The sequence below is a fragment of the Flavobacterium sp. CFS9 genome, from assembly GCF_041154745.1.
Lineage (GTDB): Bacteria > Bacteroidota > Bacteroidia > Flavobacteriales > Flavobacteriaceae > Flavobacterium.
The window spans coordinates 1,964,282-1,986,287 of the sequence record NZ_AP031573.1; the positions used below are offsets into that span (position 1 = coordinate 1,964,282).

19 protein-coding genes are annotated in these 22,006 nt (G+C 36.3%); 1 reads left to right on the forward strand and 18 read right to left on the reverse strand.

The window, feature by feature from the left end:
* Window positions 1-7 precede the first annotated feature (7 nt).
* From ACAM30_RS08655 to hutH, 12 genes are all read right to left on the reverse strand, one after another.
* Window positions 8-1,006 carry a BtrH N-terminal domain-containing protein gene (locus tag ACAM30_RS08655; protein WP_369618124.1) on the reverse strand — a complete coding sequence of 333 codons (999 nt, stop codon included), beginning with the start codon at window positions 1,004-1,006 and terminating at the stop codon, window positions 8-10.
* Window positions 1,006-1,410 carry a hypothetical protein gene (locus ACAM30_RS08660; RefSeq protein ID WP_369618125.1) on the reverse strand — a complete coding sequence of 135 codons (405 nt, stop codon included), beginning with the start codon at window positions 1,408-1,410 and terminating at the stop codon, window positions 1,006-1,008. Before ACAM30_RS08660 ends, ACAM30_RS08655 begins: the two co-directional genes overlap by 1 nt.
* 23 nt (window positions 1,411-1,433) lie before the next feature.
* Window positions 1,434-1,898 (reverse strand): ABC transporter permease, encoded by a 465-nt coding sequence (locus ACAM30_RS08665; protein ID WP_369618126.1) that lies wholly within the window; start codon window positions 1,896-1,898, stop codon window positions 1,434-1,436.
* A 10-nt stretch (window positions 1,899-1,908) separates the two neighbouring features.
* Window positions 1,909-2,340, reverse strand: coding sequence for a hypothetical protein (locus ACAM30_RS08670; RefSeq protein WP_369618127.1), 432 nt, complete (start codon window positions 2,338-2,340; stop codon window positions 1,909-1,911).
* Window positions 2,340-3,473: a beta-ketoacyl-ACP synthase III gene (locus ACAM30_RS08675; RefSeq protein WP_369618128.1), complete on the reverse strand. Its 1,134-nt coding sequence runs from the start codon at window positions 3,471-3,473 to the stop codon at window positions 2,340-2,342. The genes ACAM30_RS08670 and ACAM30_RS08675 overlap by 1 nt, the downstream gene beginning before the upstream one ends.
* Before the next feature lie 16 nt (window positions 3,474-3,489).
* Complete coding sequence (locus ACAM30_RS08680) at window positions 3,490-4,392, reverse strand: dialkylrecorsinol condensing enzyme DarA (protein ID WP_369618129.1); 903 nt, start codon at window positions 4,390-4,392, stop codon at window positions 3,490-3,492.
* A 350-nt stretch (window positions 4,393-4,742) separates the two neighbouring features.
* Window positions 4,743-5,621 (reverse strand): lipid A biosynthesis acyltransferase, encoded by an 879-nt coding sequence (locus ACAM30_RS08685; RefSeq protein WP_369618130.1) that lies wholly within the window; start codon window positions 5,619-5,621, stop codon window positions 4,743-4,745.
* On the reverse strand, window positions 5,621-5,875 hold the full coding sequence (locus ACAM30_RS08690) for a phosphopantetheine-binding protein (RefSeq protein ID WP_264531846.1): 255 nt from the start codon (window positions 5,873-5,875) through the stop codon (window positions 5,621-5,623). Before ACAM30_RS08690 ends, ACAM30_RS08685 begins: the two co-directional genes overlap by 1 nt.
* Window positions 5,868-7,103 carry a beta-ketoacyl synthase gene (locus tag ACAM30_RS08695; RefSeq protein WP_369618131.1) on the reverse strand — a complete coding sequence of 412 codons (1,236 nt, stop codon included), beginning with the start codon at window positions 7,101-7,103 and terminating at the stop codon, window positions 5,868-5,870. Before ACAM30_RS08695 ends, ACAM30_RS08690 begins: the two co-directional genes overlap by 8 nt.
* Window positions 7,104-7,244: 141 nt before the next feature.
* Window positions 7,245-7,976, reverse strand: a complete 732-nt coding sequence (fabG, locus tag ACAM30_RS08700) for a 3-oxoacyl-ACP reductase FabG (RefSeq protein WP_017496917.1) — start codon at window positions 7,974-7,976, stop codon at window positions 7,245-7,247.
* A gap of 84 nt (window positions 7,977-8,060) precedes the next feature.
* Window positions 8,061-9,296: a WG repeat-containing protein gene (locus ACAM30_RS08705; RefSeq protein ID WP_369618132.1), complete on the reverse strand. Its 1,236-nt coding sequence runs from the start codon at window positions 9,294-9,296 to the stop codon at window positions 8,061-8,063.
* Window positions 9,297-9,335: 39 nt separating this feature from the next.
* The gene (hutH, locus tag ACAM30_RS08710; RefSeq protein ID WP_369618133.1) at window positions 9,336-10,856 is read right to left on the reverse strand and encodes a histidine ammonia-lyase; all 1,521 of its coding nucleotides are present in this window, start codon (window positions 10,854-10,856) and stop codon (window positions 9,336-9,338) included.
* A 101-nt stretch (window positions 10,857-10,957) separates the two neighbouring features.
* Between hutH and ACAM30_RS08715 the strand changes: the two genes are divergently transcribed.
* Window positions 10,958-12,208, forward strand: a complete 1,251-nt coding sequence (locus ACAM30_RS08715) for an NAD(P)/FAD-dependent oxidoreductase (protein WP_070906173.1) — start codon at window positions 10,958-10,960, stop codon at window positions 12,206-12,208.
* Window positions 12,209-12,332: 124 nt separating this feature from the next.
* Here the strand turns inward: ACAM30_RS08715 and ACAM30_RS08720 are convergent, their stop codons facing one another.
* From ACAM30_RS08720 to ACAM30_RS08745, 6 genes are all read right to left on the reverse strand, one after another.
* Window positions 12,333-12,938 (reverse strand): hypothetical protein, encoded by a 606-nt coding sequence (locus ACAM30_RS08720; protein WP_369618134.1) that lies wholly within the window; start codon window positions 12,936-12,938, stop codon window positions 12,333-12,335.
* A gap of 457 nt (window positions 12,939-13,395) precedes the next feature.
* A complete protein-coding gene (locus tag ACAM30_RS08725) occupies window positions 13,396-16,245 on the reverse strand; it encodes a T9SS type A sorting domain-containing protein (protein ID WP_369618135.1) in 2,850 nt (949 codons plus the stop codon).
* Between the two features lie 423 nt (window positions 16,246-16,668).
* On the reverse strand, window positions 16,669-18,354 hold the full coding sequence (locus ACAM30_RS08730; protein WP_369618136.1) for a sodium/sugar symporter: 1,686 nt from the start codon (window positions 18,352-18,354) through the stop codon (window positions 16,669-16,671).
* Window positions 18,355-18,601: 247 nt separating this feature from the next.
* A complete protein-coding gene (locus tag ACAM30_RS08735; RefSeq protein WP_369618137.1) occupies window positions 18,602-19,657 on the reverse strand; it encodes a UDP-glucose--hexose-1-phosphate uridylyltransferase in 1,056 nt (351 codons plus the stop codon).
* A 17-nt stretch (window positions 19,658-19,674) separates the two neighbouring features.
* Window positions 19,675-20,838, reverse strand: a complete 1,164-nt coding sequence (gene galK / locus ACAM30_RS08740; RefSeq protein WP_369618138.1) for a galactokinase — start codon at window positions 20,836-20,838, stop codon at window positions 19,675-19,677.
* Window positions 20,839-20,892: 54 nt separating this feature from the next.
* Window positions 20,893-21,948, reverse strand: a complete 1,056-nt coding sequence (locus ACAM30_RS08745; protein ID WP_369618139.1) for an aldose epimerase family protein — start codon at window positions 21,946-21,948, stop codon at window positions 20,893-20,895.
* Window positions 21,949-22,006: the final 58 nt, after the last annotated feature.

Sequence of the window (22,006 nt, forward strand, 5' to 3'; positions counted from 1 at the left end):
AATATTCTTAGCTAATAGCTTTTTTTAGTTTTTTGAAAAAGATCTCTTCGCGATTGGCAATGTCTAAAAGTTCATCGGCAATTGTATTGTAAGCATCTTCTTTGGCGCTTCTGTTTTTGTAAATTCTTGAGGCTTCAACAGCAAAATCACGCCATGAATCGCCAATCTGTGTCATCTCTTTTGAAAGGGATTTTAATTCTTCATTGTTCAGAATAACTGAAGCTTCTTGTAAAAAAGCAGCATAGATAAATCGGAAACCTCCGCCTCCTGTACCTATTTCTTCCTGCATACGAACCATTTGTGCCAAATAGTGATTGGCTTTTTTAGTACCGTGTTTTACAGGCCATTTTCGGATTTGTCTGGAAACAAATTTGATTCCGCGAACACCCACAATAGGCATTGGGGCTAACATATCGCGACAAGTATTTTTGATTCCTTTTATAATGGCACTTTTTAAATCAACGTCCTTCGGAATTTGAATCGGATAGTACATTTGTCCTCTTGGTGCAAAAGCTCCTTTGGCAAAACGCACCTTGTCCAGTTCGTCATGTGTCAGGGTGGTAACGGTTTCCATCACAGGATCACTCACCAGATAATCGGTTTCGGTTTTTCCGTAAACCACTAAATTGTGTGCGTTAAAATGAAAGCGGTATTCATCAGGGAAATAACTCAAATGGTACACGCCAACTTGTAATCCGGTTGGGATATTATTTTTTAAATTTTCGTCTAGGGCCTTGTTGGCATTTACTACAGAGGAAAATTTTTGTCTTTTTATTTTTAAGTTTAAACGGCTCGCCAGTTTGTTAAAAATCTGCCCGGGTAAAGTTCTGTAACTAATGGCCGGAGCGTGATTGACTTTTATAAACGGCAGGTATACGAAGAAAAGTCCGGAGCCAATACCAAAAACCATTGGTTCACTGATATTCAGTCCGTTGTTTTTTAACAAATTCGAAGCTACTCCATTTTCGCAATGGGCAGATTGATGATGTGTAAAATTAGTTTGCATTACGCGGTTTTAATATTTTTTAATTCAGCTATTGAAATTTCAAAAGCATCGGCATATTTCTGTAAAGTAGAGTCGCCCAATTTGGCGAAAACAGAGGGTTTAAAATGTCTTTTTACACGCCATTTCCACATTCCAACATAACTGGAAAGAATCGTAAGATCCATTTTATTAAGCTCCATATAATAACAAATCGGACTTACTTCACCCTTTTCTACCTGTTGTTTTGCTTCTGCAATTCGTTCGTCTATGTCATCAATCGAATTGGATAGTGCGATGGTTTTAGGTTCCCAACCGGTACTTAAAGTTGTGGTATAGTTACCGTTTTCATCGGTGGCGTAAAGCAGTTCTTTGAGATTATTTTTGGTAAGATTGCCTTTGTCTTGTGGTACGTTTTCTTTTTCCATGGCCTTTTTGTTTTCGGGAGAAGTTATGAAATAGCCGAAATCGTTTGTTGAATGAACAGGTTAATTTCGCATTCTAAAAGTAGTTTGTCACCTACTAAACTTTCGCAGCTCATGGTGCATAAAGTATAATCGTCACCCACAAATTTTGAAACTAAATTTGCTTTGGTAATAATAGTGTCATTAACTTTTGGCAGTGCATGTATTTTCAGATTCTTTATGGCACTGATGAAACCAATTACATTTACGTTTTCATTTTCTGTTCCGTCATCGTCAAAAAAATATTTTTTGCCTACAATGGAAGAGCAGGTTTGTGCGGTGTTTTCGATGAGCCCGGCTTCAATAAAAATGTTGTTGTCAACAAAAATATTGTCTTCACGGATCAAAAACGTGGTTTCTACAAAACTGGAATTTATATCCAAAATTAAATCCACCATAAGCAATGGCGCTCGGTGGGGCAGATAGTTTTGTATGTCGACTCCGGTTTTCATCCCTCTTATATTATTTGGCTAAAACGGTCTTCATTTGTCCGTTCGCAATTTCTTCATTATTCAGATACGTTACAATGTCTACCAGAGTAATCCCGGCAAACTCCTGTAAAATAGTTATGGTCGATTGAATCGTGTCGTTGACTTTGGGCAACTTTTTTATTTCAATTTCTTTGATCGATCCAATGTAGCCTGTTGGAGCTGTTTCGTTTTTTAGGAAAAATTGATAGCCTGTATGTAAAGCCACAGATTGTGCCATATGCTCGATTAAACCGGCTTCTAAAAAGGTACCGTTGTCGGAAAAAATATTATCGTTCTGAATTTTTAATCCGGCAACCAATGAGGTCTCAGTAAACGAATACATTTTATCAACCATAACAAAAGGAAACTTTTGAGGCAATAAATTTTCGACAGCGTTTTTTTCTAAAAGTAAAGCAGTTTCCATTAGCAAACAGTTAAATAAGCATATGCAAAAGAGAATCTTCCACTTTCCGGAACAGATAATAGAATACGTTCTCCTTTTTTCAGATTTCCTGAATTCATTAATTCTTCCAAGGCCAGGTAAATAGAAGCAGAACCAACATTTCCAACTCTTGAAAGATTCATGAACCATTTTTCATCGGCCATACCGATTCCTTTTTCAGTTAGTCCTTTTTTAAGTCCTTCCACAAAAAAGTTAGAAGAAACGTGAGGAATGAAATAATCGACATGATCTGAAGTGATGTTGTTTTTATCCATAGCGTCTTTCATGCTTTCCGCTCCTTTGGAAAGAATAAATTCGTCCAGTAACTTCACATCTTGTTTGATGGCAAAAACAGATTCGTTTAACCATTGCTCCGGTGCATAATCGCTCCAGGCTTTGATCTCGCCATTTTCTAATTTATCACCACCGGCGTACATACAAGTTTCCAATTCGTAAGCATACGAAAAGGCTTCCATCCATTCGATTTTTAATGAGATAGCTCCTTTTGGCTGGTTTTCTAACAAAAACGCTCCCGCACCATCAGATAACATCCATCGTAAAAAATCTTTTTTGAAAGCAATGATAGGTTGTTCTTCCAGACTTTTCAAATTGGCTGCCTCGTGGTTGTACATCTGAGCATTCAGCCAGGTCGAAACTTTTTCAGATCCTGTACAAATGGCATTTTTAGAGTTTCCGGATTTTATCGACAGGAAACCAAATTTTAAAGAATTCATACCGGCACAGCAAACTCCTGTTGACGAATTAAGTTCTACAGATTTGTTTTTCAATAAACCGTGTACCATTGCAGCATGCGAAGGAAGGAAAATGTCAGGTGTTGAGGTTCCGCATGAAAGTACTTCAAGATCCTGTGCTGTAAAGTTTTCATCAAACAGTTGCAGAATGGCATTTCGGGTTAATTCGGCATTGTTATGCGTGCTTTTCCCCGATTTATCTATTGCGTAATAACGAGTTGTGATTTTATTATTGCGCAAAATAATACGTCTTGCTTTAGAGGCAGCATCATTAATGAGGCCTAAATAACTTTCCATCTCATCATTAGAAATGGCTTCGTTTGGCAAATATTTTGCAGCTTTGGTAATATATACTTCAAACATAATCTAATTTCGTCTTCTAAACTCCTTGATAATATTGAGTTTCTCTTTTTATGGTATTTAACTTAAAGGGGTAGGTAATAAGGTGCAATATATACACTATTGGCGAGATTAACCATATTGCAAGGAATAAATAAACATTAAATACTTTAAGAAGTGTTTTTCTGTTTTTTTGATTTTTATAAATCAGATTCGACCACTTAGTAAAAATTTTATTGGCGGTTTTATCAACGGTAACCAAATAAGGACTAATCTTAACGGCATCAATTGCAACCAATTTGGGCTGTAAGTTCTGTAATTGATTTTGCTTAAATTCAGAAAGTATTGTTTCTCCAAATTTATCCGACTCCTGTATGTCTTTTTCCGATACTCCCGGAAGTGGAAAAATACCAAGATATTTTTTCTTTACGCCCGAAAACATCCATTCTACAATCGTAATTACACTGATTAAATTGCCAACACGATCTACTAAAGCTACATTTCCAACAAGCTGTGCATTGGCTTCTTTTAGTAAAACTTTGATTTTTTCCTGTGCCATAATCCACATATTGCGGGAACCGCTTATGGTGATAACAGGTGTATTGTTTAGTATTTTTTTGGCTTCGGCACTTTTCAGAAAAGAATTGATCGGAATGGAAGGGGACAAATACCAAACCTGATAATGAAACAATATCAGATCGTATTTTGTATTAAGAATTTCTTCCGGAACCGGTTTTAGTTCGGTCGGAATTTGCAGAAATGATTCGGGAAAAGCGTCAAAAAAAGCATCTTTATTCCAAGGAAAAGGAAAAGATTTCTGCAGTTGTATTTCGTGAAAAGTTACATTGATCTCCTCTGAATTCAGGAAGGGTTTTGCAATATTTCGTGCGATTGTTCCCAGTTGTCCAGACTGCGTATAATAAATAACGAGAACATTTTTCATTGTGGTTTATTTGCTTTTGGTTGCGAACAAAAGTAGGCAAATTTATTTAAACGAATTTTCTTGTTTAAATGAATTGTTTTTGGACCATGGATTTTTTGTTGGGTTTCTTAATCTCGCAAAGACAAGGAGAGGCAAAGTTTTAATTTGAAATGAATTTTTAAGTACAGTTTGCCATTTCGACCGAAGGGAGAAATCACACTAGAAACTCCGCAAACTAAGTCGGCAATCTTTGTCGCTAAACGGGTATGATTTGCTTCGCCAGTTCGCTATCGCTCGAGTTTTGTTTCCTTGAAAGGACAAAACGGAGTAAAAGCTTCGCGACTTCGTGTCTCTGCGAGATCTTTTAAGTTTTATTTCAAATCATTCCAGAAGTCAAAATAATTGAACCATTGCAAAGGATACTTTTGCAGAATAGTCTCAACGCTTTGTACATATTCTTTCAGTAATCCTTTTTCATCACGATGTTTCGAGACAGCTTCTCTGGCGTACAAATGATAATGTAGGTTCGGTTCTTTCATTACATAGACAAAAACAACAGGTACTTTTAATCGTGAAGCAATTAAAAACGGACCCGCAGGAAAATTAGCTTCTTGACCTAATATATTTTCCGAAAGAGATTTGGTACCTTCAAAGTAGCGATCGCCGGTAAAACAAACCAATTCGTTATTGGCCAGCGCCGCATTGATCTCAAAAATATGAGACAAATCGTCTTTGATAATGATGAATTTTACAGTAGGTTTTTGGGTGACGCTCTCCAGATAATTTTTGATGGCAGAATGTTCCAGATCGGTAGTAACCAGATTGATTTGAAAATTAAGATCAATATCACCAAGGAAATGTTCGGCAATTTCGAAATTTCCAACATGGGCACTAATTAAAACACCTCCTTTTTTCTCTGCCAAAAGTTTTTTCAGTACCTCAATTCCGTCAAATTCATAGGTGAATCTGTTTCGCATTCCTGCCGAAATGGAAATTTTATCAATGATCGTTTGTCCAAAAGTATAGTAACTTCTGAAGACCATTTTTTTAGATCTGAACCAGGAATATTGAAGCCTTTCCTTAAAGTAATAGAAAATGGCTTTGTTGCTTTTTTTTAAAAACAAAAAGTAATACGAAGCAACAAAATAAAGCAGGACATAAGCAGCCTTAACACCCGCTTTTTGTATTAAAAAAACGAATATTCTATAGCCTAAAACTGTTCCTTTTGATTTGCCATCCCATTGACTCATTAAACAGCTTTAGCTTTTAGTTTGGTTTCAATAAGGTCATAAAAATTCTGAAAAGTAGCAATTCCAACAAAATCAGCTTCTACCAGTTTTACACCAAAGTTAGATTCGATTGAGACTACTAAATCTACATAATCTAAACTATCTAATCCAAGTGTCTCTTTTAAATTAGCATCCGGTTCGATATCATCATTGTCTACTTCAAATTCATCAACCAAAAAACCATTAATTCTTGCTATAATCTCTTCTTTATTCATTGTTCAATTTAAACTTTTTAACCACCAACGCAGAGTTGGTTCCTCCGAATCCGAAGGAATTGGACAAAAATATGTCAAATTTTTTGTTTAAAGTAGTTTTGACCAAATTTAATTTAGCTGCATCTTCATCAGGGTTTTCCAAATTGATGTTCGGGGCAATGAAATCGTGCTGCATCATTAAGATAGAGTAGATTACTTCGCTTGCTCCTGCCATCCAGCATTCGTGACCTGTCATAGATTTGGTAGAACTCACATATGGATTTCTTTCTCCAAAAACTTCAAAAATAGCTTTGGCTTCGTTTCCGTCTCCAACAGGAGTTGAGGTTGCATGAGCATTTATATAATCAACATCAGTTGCTTTTAGCTGTGCATCATCAAGCGCTCGTTGCATGGCTATAGACGGGCCTTCGACATTAGGTGTCGAGATGTGTCCGCCGTTTGAAGAGAATCCGTAGCCGGCAATTTCAGCAATAATGGTAGCGCCTCTGGCAATAGCCGATTCATAGCTTTCCAGAATTAACGTTGCACCGCCACCACTCGGAATTAATCCGTCGCGGTCCTTGTCGAACGGACGGGAAGCTTTTTCCGGTTCGTTTTCTCTGGCCGAAAAAACACCCAAACCATCAAAACTGCTCATGGCATATTTATTGATTTCCTGTGCACCTCCACAGATGATAACGTCCTGAAATCCGCTTTTGATTAAAAAATAAGCAAGTCCTATAGAGTGTGATCCGCTGGCACAGGCTGCACTTACGGTAAGATTGATACCGCGAAGTTTAAAAATCGTTGATAAATTCATGGTTACCGTTGAATTCATCGATTTAAAAATAGCTCCCGAACCTATTAAGGCAGTGTCTTTTTTCTCTCGTACAATATCTGTAGCGTCAATAACAGCTTTTGAAACACTGTCATTTCCATACATAATTCCCACTTCGCGTTCCTCAAAAAAGGCATCATCTATATTGGCATTTTTTAATGCTTCGATCGTAGCCATATAAGCGTACTCGGTCTCTTCACCAATGCTCATTCGCTGTCTGCGGGTCAATAGATTTTTTAAATCAGCCTTCGGAACCATTCCCGTAAGGGCCGATTGGAAACCAAATTCTTTTCTTTCAGAATCAAACTGAATACCTGATTTTCCCTGGTATAAAGATTCCTTTACTTCATCTAAAGAAGTTCCGATACAAGAATAAATTCCCATTCCAGTAATTACAACTCTTTTATTCATGGTGGTATTTCAAAGTAATTTTATATCCGTTATGTATAATTTTTTAACAGATAGAAAGATAGTTTTTGTAAACTCAAAACAAGCATTTCACTTATTTGAATACACATAGCGATCTATGTTTTTATCTGTTTGAAATATTTTCTAAGAATATATTCCTCCGTTTATATTTATGATTTCTCCTGTAATATAACTTGATTTTTTTGAAATCAAAAAGCTTACCAAATCTGCCACTTCCTCCGCTTCTCCAAATCGGTTTACCGGAATCAGCTTTAATAATTCTTTCTCATCCAGTTCGCTGGTCATGTCCGTTTTAATAAAACCGGGTGCAACAGCATTTACCGTAATATTACGTTTGGCAACTTCCTGGGCCAGTGCTTTGGTGGCTGCAACAATTGCGCCTTTTGCAGCCGAATAATTTGTTTGTCCGGCTGTTCCTTTTACTCCTGAAACGGAAACCATATTGACAATTCGGCCGTATTTGTTGCGCAGCATTTTTTGAATAAAAAATTGCGTAACATTAAAAAATCCGTTCAAACTGGTGTTTACTACACCATTCCAGTCTTCGGGACTCATCCACATAAAAAGACCGTCTTTTGTAATTCCGGCATTGTTTACAATTGCTTCTACAATTGCTTCCGGATTAGCTTCCTGCCATTGTGTTAATGTCTTTTGTACGTCTTCAAAATTGGAAACATCAAAACCTAAGATCTCTCCCGTTGCTCCTAGTTTTTGTATTTCCTGAAGCGTTACTTCAGCAGCAGTTTTATTCGAGTGATAGTTAATCAGGATATGATAATTTGCATCAACGGCTAATTTTTTACAAATAGCACTTCCAATTCCTCGTGAACCGCCAGTTACTAATACACATTTCATATTCAGAATTTATTTTTATTTGTTTGATATAAAATCACTTATTGATGAGCAATTTCATATGCAGAACTTATAGGTTAATAGGTTTTATTTCTTCTTTTTGGCTACCGGTTTTTTGGTAGTTTTTGTTTCTGACTTTTCAGTCGTTTTTGTTTCTGCTTTTGGTTTTTCTGTAGCTATTTCTGCCGTGCTGATTCTTTCTTTTGATTGTGAAAACAGTTCAGCATTTTCAAACCATTGGTTGCCTAATACAGTCCCGTCTGGTTTTAAGAATCCCCATTTTCCTTCATTTTTTACCCGGGCCAGACCATCGATAAAGCCTTTGTCCTGTTTTACGAACAGTGCGATAACAAAACCGTTTGCTGTAATATTGTATTGGGTTGGAATAACTAATTTTCCGGTTTGATTGATGAATCCCCAGTTTTTTTCTTTCACCGGAGCCAGTCCGTCAGTACTAAAAACTTCAGCATCACTGTAGGTAGGTTCGATTACAAACTCCGCTTTCGGATTGATATATCCCCATTTGGATCCTACACAAACCGGGGCTAAGTTTTTGGAGAACGCTTTCGCCTTGTCATAAATTGGAGTAATCACCCAATTTCCTCTTAAGTCAATGAATCCAATTTTGCCGTTTTTCTTGGCATAAGTCAGATCCTGCGTGTCAAAATCCCAGATTTTTTCAGCTCCGTCAACCGGAATAAAACTTCCTGAACTCACTATTCCAAAGGTTTTATCTTTTCTTGCCCAGCTTGTGTTTTTGAAATAATTGCCTATTTCTTCGTATGCAGGCTCGATTATTTCTTTACCGGAAGTATTGATAATTCCCCATTTTTTATTGTTTTCAACTCTGGCAAAACCGTTTTCAAAAGATTTGATCTGATCGTATTTTGGTTCTAAAACAACGGCCATTTTCGAATTGATTAATCCTACTTTGCCATTTTGTCGAATGAACGCTACGCCATTTTCGAAATCAAAAAGTTTGTCTGACACAGGAGCGTTTTGAATTTCTCCTTTTGTATTGATATAAACCCAGTCTTTGTCTTTTTGTACAACTGCAATTCCGCTGTTGAAATCTTTAACATTTTTAAAATCGGCCGGAATTACCCAGGCTCCTTTAGCATCTATAAACCCCCATTTTCCATTATTCTCCACAGCTGCTAACCCTTCAGAAAAACTTCTTGCGGATTTGTACTGAGGCTCAATTTTAAAATTTCCGTCTTTGGAAAGATATCCAATTTTTGAATCTTTTTTAACTAACGCCAATTCCTGACTATTAACAAATTGAATAGTGAATGCAAATAAAATAATAAGTGTCTTTTTCATGATTTTAAAGGTTCAATATTAATAATGTAAAAATAAGTATTAACTGTGAATCAGGTAATCTTTTACTTTCTGAACAAAAGGATACATCACCTGATCTTCTTTAAATTCAGGAATTATGTTTCGAACATCGTCATACCATTCTTTGGTAACCGATGAAATTTTATCTTTTTGTCCTAAATAATCAATAGCCTGAACAATGGTAATCATTTCGATACTTAAAACCTCAAACGAGTTTTCGATAACTTTTGAAGTAATAACGGCAGCATTAGTTCCCATACTTACAATGTCCTGATTGTCGTTGTTGTTCGGGATACTGTGAACGTACATTGGGTTAGACAACATCTGGCTTTCGGCAGTTGTTGAGGTAGCAGTAAACTGAACTCCCTGCATACCGAAATTGAATCCTAAAGTTCCTAAGTTAACAAATGGAGGAAGGATTTCGTTGATTTTTGAATTCAGTAAATAATTTAACTGACGTTCTGCCAACATGGTTAATTTGGTAATAACAATTTTTAGTTTATCCATTTCAAGCGAAATATAATCGCCGTGGAAATTTCCTCCGTGATAAACGTGTTTGTTTTTTACATCTATAATAGGATTGTCGTTTGCCGAGTTAAATTCGTCTTCCAAAATCGAAGCGACATTGTTTATAGTCTCTAAAACCGGTCCTAAAATTTGAGGAACACAACGTAAAGAATAGTATTCCTGAACTTTTTCCTTGAAAATTTCTTCGGTGTTTTCTCCGGAATACAAGTGATCTTCTCTTTTACGGATCAAGGTACTGTCTGAAAGATTTTGTCTCATTCTGGAGGCTACTTCCTGTTGTCCTTTATGACGTTTGGTTTGGTTTAATTCTTCCGAGAAATGATCGTCGTATGCCTGAACCAATTCGTTGATTGCACAGGAACATTTTAAAGACCAGTCTAATAATTTTTTGGCAAGATGTACATTTACAACTCCAATTCCGGTCATTACCGAAGTTCCGTTGATTAATGCCAGACCTTCTCTGATTTCTACCTGAATAGGTTTTAAACCTTCGATTTCGAAAACTTCCGCAGTTGGTCTTCGGTCTCCTTTATAGAAAACTTCGCCTTCGCCAATTAAAACCAAAGCTAAGTGTGATAATTGTACTAAATCTCCACTGGCACCTACACCGCCATGTTCAAAAATAAGAGGAGTAATGTCTTTGTTGATCAGTTCTGCCATCAGGTGAATTACAGATGGATGAACCCCTGAATTACCTAATGATAAAGTATTTAAACGAGCCAAAATTGCTGCTTTCGCACAAACAGGGCTTAAAGGTTTTCCTGTTCCTGAAGAGTGGCTTCGGATTAAATTGTATTGTAATTGTATTTGATCAGATTCTTTAATTCTGTATTGAGCCATCGGTCCGAAACCTGTGTTGACACCGTATATTACTTTGTTTCCTGAAAATTCTTTTAGGAAATTGAAGCTTTCATTCACTCTGTTTAAAACAATATCGCTGATGACAACTTTATTATTTCCAAAAATAATAGACTCGAATTCTGCTAAACTTAAATATTCATTAATTGTGTTCATTAAATCGTTTTTGGTTGTGCTAATTTAATTTTATTTATCAAAATAAATGTAGTTATTTTGATGATGGCAAATGTAGGTTAATAATTGATAATAATATTAATATGATAAAGGAGTTTGTTGATGTTTTAGTCATTGGCGCAGGACCATCAGGATGTGTCTCGGCATCGTATCTTCACAAAAACAACATTAAGATAAAAGTAGTTGAAAAAACAAAGTTTCCAAGACTTGTAGTTGGGGAAAGTCTTATCCCCCGGGTAATGGATCATTTTGCTGAGGCTGAGCTTTTTGAAAGTCTTGATGCCATGAATTTTGAAAAAAAACTTGGCGCTCGTTTTATCAGAGGAGAAGAAATTTGTGTTTTCGATTTCAGTAAAAAATTTGGTGAAGGCTGGGACTGGACCTGGCAGGTACCGCGTGCTGATTTTGACAACACGATGGCACAGGAAGTGATTCGAAAAGGAATTGATCTGGAATTTGAAACAGAAGTTCTGGAAGTTTCTTTTGAGGGTAAAAATTCTAAAACAATTGTAAAAGATAAGGATGGAAATCTAAAAGAAATACATGCTAAATTCATTATTGATTCCAGTGGATACGGTCGTGTTTTACCAAGACTTTTAGACCTGGATACGCCTTCAAAATTAGATCCGCACTCTTCGATATTTACACATGTAAAAGATATTAACAGAGAAGAAGGAGAAGAAGGAACTCAAATCTCTTTTGATATTCTCGAAACAGAAGTTTGGTTATGGGTAATTCCTTTCTCAAACGGAAATACCAGTCTGGGGGTTGTTGGACCAACCGATTTTATTAATTCGCTTTCAGAAAATAAAGACAATGCGGAGGCCTTAAGAAATGCGATTCAGAAATCAGATTATTATATCAAAAGATTTAAAGGAACCGAATTTTTATTTGAGCCGGTAAAACTGGAGAATTATTCAAGAGCGGTAAAAAGAATGTACGGTGATGGTTTTGCTTTAACAGGAAACAGTTCTGAATTTTTAGATCCGGTATTTTCATCTGGAGTGGCCTTTGCAACCGAATCCGGAATGCTGGCGGCCAAGTTGTACCTTAAAGAATCTCAGGGAATCGAAGTAGATTGGGAAACAGAATTCACCGGATATATGAAAAGGGGGATAGCTGTTTTTACCACGTATGTACAGGAATGGTACACTGGGAATCTTCAGACTTTGTTTTTTCATCAGCCGGAAAATCCGGATGTGAAAGAAAAGATCTGTTCGGTATTGGCAGGATATGTTTGGAACGAAGAAAATCCGTTTGTAAAAAAACACGATCACGTGATAAAGAATATGGCCTATTTACTAAATATGCAAAAAGAACAAAGCCCTGAATAATCAGGGCTTTTGTTTAGGTGATTGTTTCTATTGCAGCGTCATATTTTAGGTTTTATCGTTTTTTAAAATTAATATAGGGAAATAAAGAGGAGAGTTGTTTTATGACAACTCTCCTCTTATCGTTTTATTTATATGCTTTTTTTACTATAAGTTTAGACATTGATTTTGCGGTTTTGGCAAATCCTTCACCAATTCTGGTTTCGTTGCTGAAATTACTGCCCCATTGATCACCCGGAGCTTCTTCGCTTGTAATTTCTAAAAGGACATTTGATTTATTAGCGGTTTCAACAAATTTTAAGTTGGTCGTTACTTTTGCGGGCTGTTTCATAATCCCGGCATCCCAACCCGGATAGATCCATACTGCTGTAACAATTAAAGTATAAGGAGTTTTTAAATTTTCCTGAAAATTCAAATCCTTTTTTTCTTTAGTTAAAACAATATTTGCGATTTCTAAAAATTTGGTAGTCCAGATTTGGTCTTTTGCACTAATCCATTTTTTTTCCCAAATGTTTCCGTTGCCTTTTGCCTTTTCATCCAATTCGGCTTTATGTTCCTTAACATACTGCGCTTCCGATTTTTTTTCTTTCATCATCGTGAAGTTGCTGTAATCAAATTCGGTATTGATTTCTTTTTGATCTTTTAAGAAGTCAAAATTTCCTTTTACTACTTCCATATCCTGTGCAAAAGCTGCTCCGGAAATAATAAATAAAGCAAAGATTAATTTTTTCATTTTTTGTTTTGTTTTTGGTTAATTATTGTGTTAAAAGTAATTAAAATGTTGGTATAAATATTTTTCCTGTTAAAATAAAATGATTTATGGGCTAAAGTTCAAAAATATTTTTAACCGCAAAGTGCGCAAAGGTTTACGTAAGGAAGTTGTAACAAATTATTTTTTTATTCAAATTTGTTTCAAAAGCTGTAACAATTTTTATAAAATTTCAAATTTGTTTCAAAAACTGTAACAAAATATTTTTATTTCCTGTTTTGTTACATCAAAATGCTGTGCCCCAATTAGCCCTTAAAAAAAGAACGCTAATCCGTGCAATTCGTGTACTGTTTTTTTAACCGCAAAGCATGCAAAGGTTTACATAAGGAAACAGATACACCAAAACAAAAAAAGGAGGCGTTCACTAACGCCTCCTTTTATTTATATTATTTAAAAAATAATTTTAGGTTTAAGATCCTGTTTAATTTTTTAATATTTTGTTAGAAATCTTTTTACCATTTTCAAGTTTTACAGCTACTATATACCAGCCGTTTTTAAGTTCGGAGAGATTGATTTTAGTTTTATTTTTCAGGGTGATAACATTTTCACCATTCATATCAAAAACATATACGACTTCAACTTTTTCTTCTGTGTTGATGTTCAGTTCTTCTTTAGTCGGGTTAGGGTAGATAATCAGAGAGGAATCAAAAGTTAGATCATCATTTACAGTAGCAGCGTTACTGGACTTACTAGTGGCGGAAGTTTGATTGATATAATAATCCTGTAATTTTTGAATCCAAAAATGATCATCAGTCAGCGTAGTTCCCGGGTTTCCAATTCCATCCGTACTAGCTCCTACACCTGCTCCCATTAAGACAAGTTTGGTTCCGCTATTTTTTACTTCTGCAAAGTGATTTCCAAAAGTCACTTTTTTTGTAGTGGGATTAACCAGAAGTTTAGGATCGGCATGTTTATTCTGACTGAAATAGTTATAACGAAGCGCGTCATTGGAGAAATTTACAGTATCCCCAAAGAAAAAAGTCGTAGCAGAATCTTCGTAGTGTTGGCTGGTATTATTTAAAATTTGGAAAGGACCTGCTGTTCGTTCATTTATGGTTTCTGAACCATTGATATGTCCTACCGGGATTTGCCATAGGACAACATGTTTGCCGGAGGCTTCGTAAAGCTTTTGAACAAAATTCAGGTAATTCATCCAGTGGTCATTATTCCAGAACCAGGTATAAGAGAAGGGATCGGCAGGATTACCGGTGCTTCCGGCACCCATGGCATCAAGACCATATTTGTCAATAGAAATAAAGTCTGCATTATTAGACATAATTCCCATACTATTGGTGTATTGAAAAATATCCAAAGCGGTTTGTTTAATTTTATTCAGTTGGGTAGTAAAGGTACCGGTATCTGTTTCTCTGATAATTCCTTTTGGACCGGCTACACCGGCTTTTGCCCAAAGATTGAGCTGCCATCCAAATTCCATATTCAGGTTTTCGTCTGTTCTCTTCTTGTTGAGCTCAAAATTGATTCTTTCTACTAAGGTTTTTAAAGTACCGACATTTTGGGCAATACTCGTTGCATTTACGGCTGTTGTAGTAGTTATAGGTTCGTTATACTGCTGCATATAGCCCAGAAAATCGGGCTCTAATACCACTCCGAAAAACTCATCTCCTAATTCAGCTTTAACCTGATTCAGAAAAAGGTTGAGATTACTGAAATAAGCCGTCATATAGGCAGGATCTTTTACGTGTGCCAGATCCAGCTCATAAGATTCACTTCCGTCAGGAATGTTGTAAAAAACAAAGAAAGGAATAAGTCCCATTTTTACAGAATTCCTCGCAAATTTTATAGCTCTGTCAGGCTGCCAGGTATTCCATCCGGCTATTGGACCTCCGTTGATATAAATATATCTGACCTCCATTCTGTTATTTTTGAGCAGATTGCTGTCGTCAATACCATTGTTGAAAAAATTGACATCATCGTTAGTGTCTTCGGATACAGATCCTACAGCAACATAATCAGGATATTTTGAAACGCTTCCATTGGTATTGTCTATTCTTAAACCAAGATGATATATTGAACCATCTGAAGTGGTTATTTGAAGTCCGGATCTGCCCGCTTTTTTAGGGATAATTTTTAAAGTATTTCCAGTAATAGTGTAATCAAATACGGTAACGTTTCTTCTTTTTAAGGAAGTAATAGTTTTATCGAATACGAACGTTTTTTGTATTCCACTAATCGCTTTTATTTGATTTGGAAGAGAAGCAAAGGAGATATTTTGTGTGGCAGGATTCACAATAGTAAGTTGTAAACCGGATGTTGCTGTGGTCCCGTTGTTGTCAGTGGCTGCTATTTGCAGTGAATTGCTTCCGTAATTCTGAGGGGTCCAATTAAAGGTGTAAGAATTTTGCGAATTGGTAATCACATTAGAACTAGTTCCGGCGGTAAGGTCCTTAAACTGTATGCTGCTAATTGAACTTCCGGACGAAGGCTGAATAGTAAAAGTAATGCTTATAGGAGAGAAATTAAGTTGAGAATAGGATGTAGAATTTAGTGGACTTGTAATGTTTATAACAGCTGGAGCAGTAATCGCAATTTTAATAGTGGTGTTTACTATGGTGCTTACTCCAACTGAATTTACAACGGTATACCGAATATTGTAATCCCCATAAGCGGTCGGGGTCCAGTTGTACGATATCGTAGTGCCGGATAAACTCATATTGTAAGTTGTATAAGAAGACTCTGTTGTCTTTTTTATTTCGACCTTATTTTGTGTTGCCGATAAACCGTACAGATTAAGTGATGCGGTAAGATTGATGGCCGATAATGTGTTTTTTATAATAATTTGTCCATCTGCGTAGGCAGGAGAAATGGCTATGGGTTTGATACACACACCCAGAAAAGTGTAAGCAGAAGACTGATCAGGAATTTCTGTTCCGGCGACCCAGTATTTGGCTTTATAGACACCATTGTTGTATCTTATAATGTTGTTTACATTGTAGTTGGGTGTTGCGCTGTTCCAGTCAGAAACGGTACTGCATGCGGTATAAGCCAGAGATGGATTATTAATAATTAATTGCTCGTCACAGCTTCCTACTGCCGACCATGAACTGCTTGATCCGGGAGTACTGCCGGCTCCCTGAGACCAGGAATTGCTTTTGTACACAATATTATTGTACCGGACATAAGAGTTACTTGAATATTGCGTGACGGCATACCAGGCCGGAATGCCGCAGGAGGTACCCAACTGTGCTTCTGCTAAATTGGGAATACAATAGATAATAATACAGAACAATAAAAGTTTTAAATTTTTCGCCATAATAAAAAGGTTTTTTTGTTATACATTCTATTAATTCGATGTATTGCTCATTTCTGTAGATAATATGTTGAAGTTTAAAAAAGCAATACGAATTTCAAATGTAGTAAGAAATTACTTTATTCAAATACTCATTATTGTAGGTTAAGTATTTAAAATTTAGTTATTTACTTTTTTGTTTCGGAAAAAAAAGCAAAGAATTTTGGGATGATAATTTTGAGAGAAATAGTGTAAAATAAGGCGGTGACCTATCAAAATTAAAAACCCGACAAGCTCTAAAACTTGTCGGGTTTAATAAAATTATGTGCTTAAATATCTGATTAACAGAGGTTAAAAAAGTGTGTTTTTCCTAGATTAATAACATAATTTCTAAAAAATGTGATTTTCCCCGTACGATTTTATTTTTCAAAAAAGAAGATAATAAAACTACCAAAATTTAATGTACAAGGCTGCAATAATCAATAATGTAATGACAATTAAAACAGTAGTCTGTGGTTTTACTTTAAACATTTCGGAATCGATTTCGAATGCTTTAGGATTTACTTTAGGACCTGCAAAACTGATTAAAACCATCACCAAAGTCGTAAAGATGAATGATAATCCCATACAAATATGAAAAGGGATTTCAAAAGCTCCCTTTCCGTTTGGATATGCAGTGTACAATAAGGTCTCATTTCCAAATAAGGCAGGAGCATATTCGTTGAAGAGTACAGACAATACAAAACCTAAAATTACCCCTACCACAGCTGCAGCTCCCGTAGTTCGCTTCCAGAACATTCCTAAAACAAACATGGCAAAAACTCCCGGACTGATAAAGCCTGTATATTTTTGAATATAGGTAAATCCGCCAACGCCTCCAATTCCTAAAATATCATTCCAGGTAAATAACACTGCCAAAAGCATCGCTCCAAAAACGGCAATTCTTCCAATGTTCACTTGTTGTTTTTCGCCAGCTTCTTTCTGAATATATTTTTTGTGAATATCCAAAGTGTAGATCGTCGAGATACTGTTTACTTTTCCGGCTAACGAAGCTACAATTGCTGCGGTTAGTGCCGCTACTGAAAGGCCTTTTAATCCGGTTGGAAGGAAAGTCAGTATGGCAGAATAAGCTCCGTCTTTTCCTCCGACTAATTGTGGTAAATGTCCGTTTTGGTATAAAACATAGGCAGCAATACCTGGTAACATTACGATTATAGGCATTAATAATTTAAGCATACCGGCAAACAAAATACCGGTTCGTGCAGTTTGTAAATCGGCACCCAAGGCTCTTTGCGTAATGTATTGGTTGCATCCCCAGTAATTCAGGTTGATGATCCAGATACCGGCAAGATAAGACATCAAACCAGGGAAAGTCAGGTATTTGTTGATATCAAGCTGAGAGGATGTTGCAGTTGGTCTTGGAATAATCATTTTAAAATGTTCCGGTGCTTCCTTCATTAAAACTTTAAATCCGGCAATTGCATTTTGTCCTACTCCAAAATATTGTCCAACAGTGGTAAGAGCAATATAAGTGGTGACCAGACCTCCAATGATTAGAACCGCAACCTGAATAACATCCGTATAGGCAACAACTTTCATACCTCCAAGAGAGATGAATAAGGCAAATAATGCCAATCCGATCATGATAATATGCAGGTATTCTCCTCCGGCCATACCGTTAATGGCCACAGCTCCTAAATATAAAATAGAAGTTAAGTTTACAAAAACGTACAAGAACAACCAGAAAACAGCCATGATTAAAGCAGTAGAATCATTATAACGTGTTTTTAAGAATTGTGGCATCGTATAGATCTTATTCTTTAGGTACACAGGAATAAACCAAACTGCGACAACAATAAGACTTATGGCAGCAATCCACTCATAAGCTGCAACGGCAATTCCTAAAAAGAAACCTTCGCCGCTCATTCCGATAAATTGTTCTGCCGAGATATTTGAAGCAATTAAAGAAGCTCCAATAGCCCACCAGGTCAGGTTTCCTTCGGCCAAAAAGTAAGCTTTAGCATCTTGTTCGTCCTGTTTACGTTTTCGGTAAACGGTATATCCGTAGACCGAAACTACGATGAAGTAAATAATAAAAACCGCATAATCTGCGAAAGCAAGGTTCTGGTTCATTGATAGTACTATTTTTAATAATTAGATAGTGATTGTTTGATTAGTAAAGGGTAAAAAACAATATTTGTCTGAGGTGGTTTAAATATTGTTTTTTTTATTTTTTTGATTTGGGTCGATTATTCGTTTTTGATTTGATTTATTAATGTGATTCTGTATTAAAGGGTAAAAAAGAGCTAAGGCGTACTTATTTTTTTTAAGTATGGTTTTCAAAGCTGTAACAATTTGTGGGGCAAAATAGGTTAAAGTCTTATTTTATTTTTGATTTGTAATGCACGTCCGACTGTAGTCTTAAAACTTCGGCACTTCTTTCAGGGGTAATGTCTCTTTGAGATTCGCCTAACATTTCATAACCAACCATAAATTTCTTTACTGTGGCTGATCGCAACAAGGGCGGATAGAAATGCATGTGGAAATGCCATTCCGGATGTTCTAAACCATCTGTAGGTGATTGATGGATTCCTGATGAATACGGAAAAGAGGTACTGAATAAATTATCGTATTTGATGGTCAGTTGTTTTAAAATTACAGCAAAGGAATTGGTTTCTTCTTCCGTAAAATCAGTAATTTTATTTACAACTCTTTTGCTTACAATCATCGTTTCATACGGCCAGATTGCCCAAAACGGAACTAAAACAATAAAATCATCGTTTTCGATTACGACACGGTCACCGGTTTTTAATTCTGCCTGGATATAATCCTGAAGAAGCGTTCGGTTGTTCTTATCAAAATAAGATTTCAGATTTTGTTGTGTTCTTTCAACCTGAGTTGGGAGTGACGACTGTGCCCAGATCTGACCATGAGGATGCGGGTTGCTGCAGCCCATAATACTTCCTTTGTTTTCAAAAATCTGAACGTGATTGATGTATTTGATGCTTCCCAGTTCAGCGTATTCTTTTTGCCAGACTTTTACAATGTTCTCAATTTCGTCAATTTCCATCTCCGGTAAAGTAAGATCATGCTTCGGTGAAAAACAGACTACTTTTGAAATTCCCTGTTCGGGTTTGGTTTTAAAAAAAGTATGCTTGATATCTTCCTCAAATATAATTTCGTCCTGTTTCATCGCGGCGAAATCATTTTCAAAGACAAAGCTGTCTTTGTAGTTCGGATTGTGTTCTCCGTTGGCGCGAACGTTACCCGGACAGAGATAACAGTTTGGGTCGTGCTTTGGAAGAGTTTCAGTTGCAAGAGTCTCGTTTTGCCCTTGCCACGGACGTTTGGCTCGATGAGGTGATACCAAAATCCATTCGTTTAGTAATGGATTGAAACGTCTGTGCGGATCTTCGTTGATGTCAAAGTTTTTCATTTATAGTTTTTGTGATGTTAAAGAAGTAGTCTTGTTCCATTAGAGATTGTTACATCATAAAATTTTAATTCAATCCCAAATGTATTTAAATAAAGATTTGAAAACTTATTTTTCACCTCATTTTCATGTCCTTTTTTAATAAAATTTATGGTGCACCCCCCAAAACCACCCCCCATTAGGCGTGATCCAATAATAAAATCGTCTGTTTTTGCCGTATTTACAAGCATGTCCAGCTCTTTACAGCTAACTTCGTATTCTTGCGATAAACCATAATGTGCTTCGAAAAGTAGTTGTCCCAAAAGTGTAATATTTCCCTGATCTAATGCTTCGCAGGCTTTTTCAACACGATCAATTTCCTTTATTACAAAATGTACCCTTTTAAAAATGGTTGGCGACATTTGATGCTGCAACGTCAAAAGCTGTTCTTCGCTACAATCTCTAAAACTTTTGATTTGAGGAAAATGATGTTTTATAATCGCCAGCCCTTGTTCGCACTCCTGTCTTCTGGTGTTGTATTCAGAGGTAAAAAGAGAATGTTTTACATTACTGTCAAATAAAACCAGAGCATAATCTTTGAAATCGGCGTTGTGATATTCAAAATCCAGAGTATTGCAATCCAGTTTGATCACTTTATTTTCAAGACCGTGAACACTCGAAAACTGATCCATAATACCACAATTGATCCCCACCCAGTGTTCTGCTTTTTGCCCTAATAAAGCAATGTCGGCTTTTTTGATTTCTAAATCGAAAAGCGATGCAATTCCGAAAATCATTCCACATTCTAAAGCAGCAGAAGAGGATAAACCGGAACCTACCGGAATGTTGCTGCTAAAGACACAGTTGAAACCTTCAAACACAAAACCATTGTCCTGTAATTGTTTGATTACGCCTCTGATATAATTCGTCCAGACGTTATCACTTAAAAGAATTTCTGCTTTTAAATCAATTTCAAAGGCTTCGTTCAAATCAATGGCTATTATTTTAGAGCTGTTGGTGTTGTTCTTTTCAAAAGCAAAACAAATGATCTTGTCGATGGCCGCAGGTAAAACATAGCCGTCGTTGTAGTCAATATGTTCTCCTATAATATTGATCCTTCCGGGAGAGAGCACCACTTTTTGCGGAGCGGCCCCAAAAGACTTCTCAAAAAAAGCGGTTGTGTTTTGTATTAAAATATCATTCATTGGGTAGTGGTTGAAAGAAATAGCTTTTAGTTTTTGGTTGGTTTTTAGCAAGCATTAGTTTATATTTTCAAATCGGTAAAGGGTTTTTTGATGATAGGTTTCTCCTTTTCGTAAAACCGAATTCGGAAAATGTTTATGATTAGGAGCATCCGGAAAATTTTGTGCTTCAAAACAAATTCCGCTAAATGCATGGTAAGCTGCATTTTCTTTCCCTTTTACAGATCCAAAACAATTTCCGCCTACATAGATGTGTACGCTGGGCTGATCTGTAATAACTTTCATCTGCAAATTGTTTCCGATACTGGATAAAGTGGCGGAAACCGCTTTTCCGGATTCAATTACAAACGAATGGTCAATAAATTCCGGGCATCTTTTAGCCATTCTGAAATCAAAATCATGATCAGAAAGAGCAATGAAATTTCCGGTTGGAATATTCTCAGTATCGGTTTCCAGCATTCTGTCAGAATCAATAAAGAGCGTCTGGTTTAACAAATCCCGATGATGTCCCTCAAGATTAAAATAAGTGTGATGAGTAAGATTCACAATCGTATCTTCTGTTGAGGTCGCTTTATATTCTAGTTTTAATTCGTTTTCTTCCGTTAAAGTATAAGTCAAATCAACCTGTAAAGCCCCGGGATAATTCTCCTCTAAATTCTCACTCAAAAGACTTAAAGTTATCGTAGGATTATCGCCCGAAGTAATATGGGTAATGTTCCATGTTTTTTGCCCAAAGCCAATGTACCCGCCATGTAAGGCATTGCCATTGTTGTTGGTATTCAATTGAAATGTCTGATCGTTTAAGCTAAAAATACCTTTGTCGATTCGTCCGGCATAACGCCCAACGGTAGCGCCAAAATAAGGAGCGCTTGGTAAATGATAAGAAGCCAGATAAGACTCCAGAGTATCGAAACCTAAAACAACATCAACAAACCCACCTGCTGCAACCGGAATTAACAAAGAGGTTAGTGTTGCACCGTAATTGATAATTTTTGCTTTCATTCCGTTTTTGTTGCTCAATTCAAAAGAAAGAATTTCTTCGTTATCGGGCAATAAACCAAATGATTCCATGGCAGATGTGTTCGAAAGGTGTGATATTTGTTTTATTTTCATATTTTTTTTACCAAAAATGAAACCCAAAAATAGAAACAAAATCTGTTCTTGCATACCA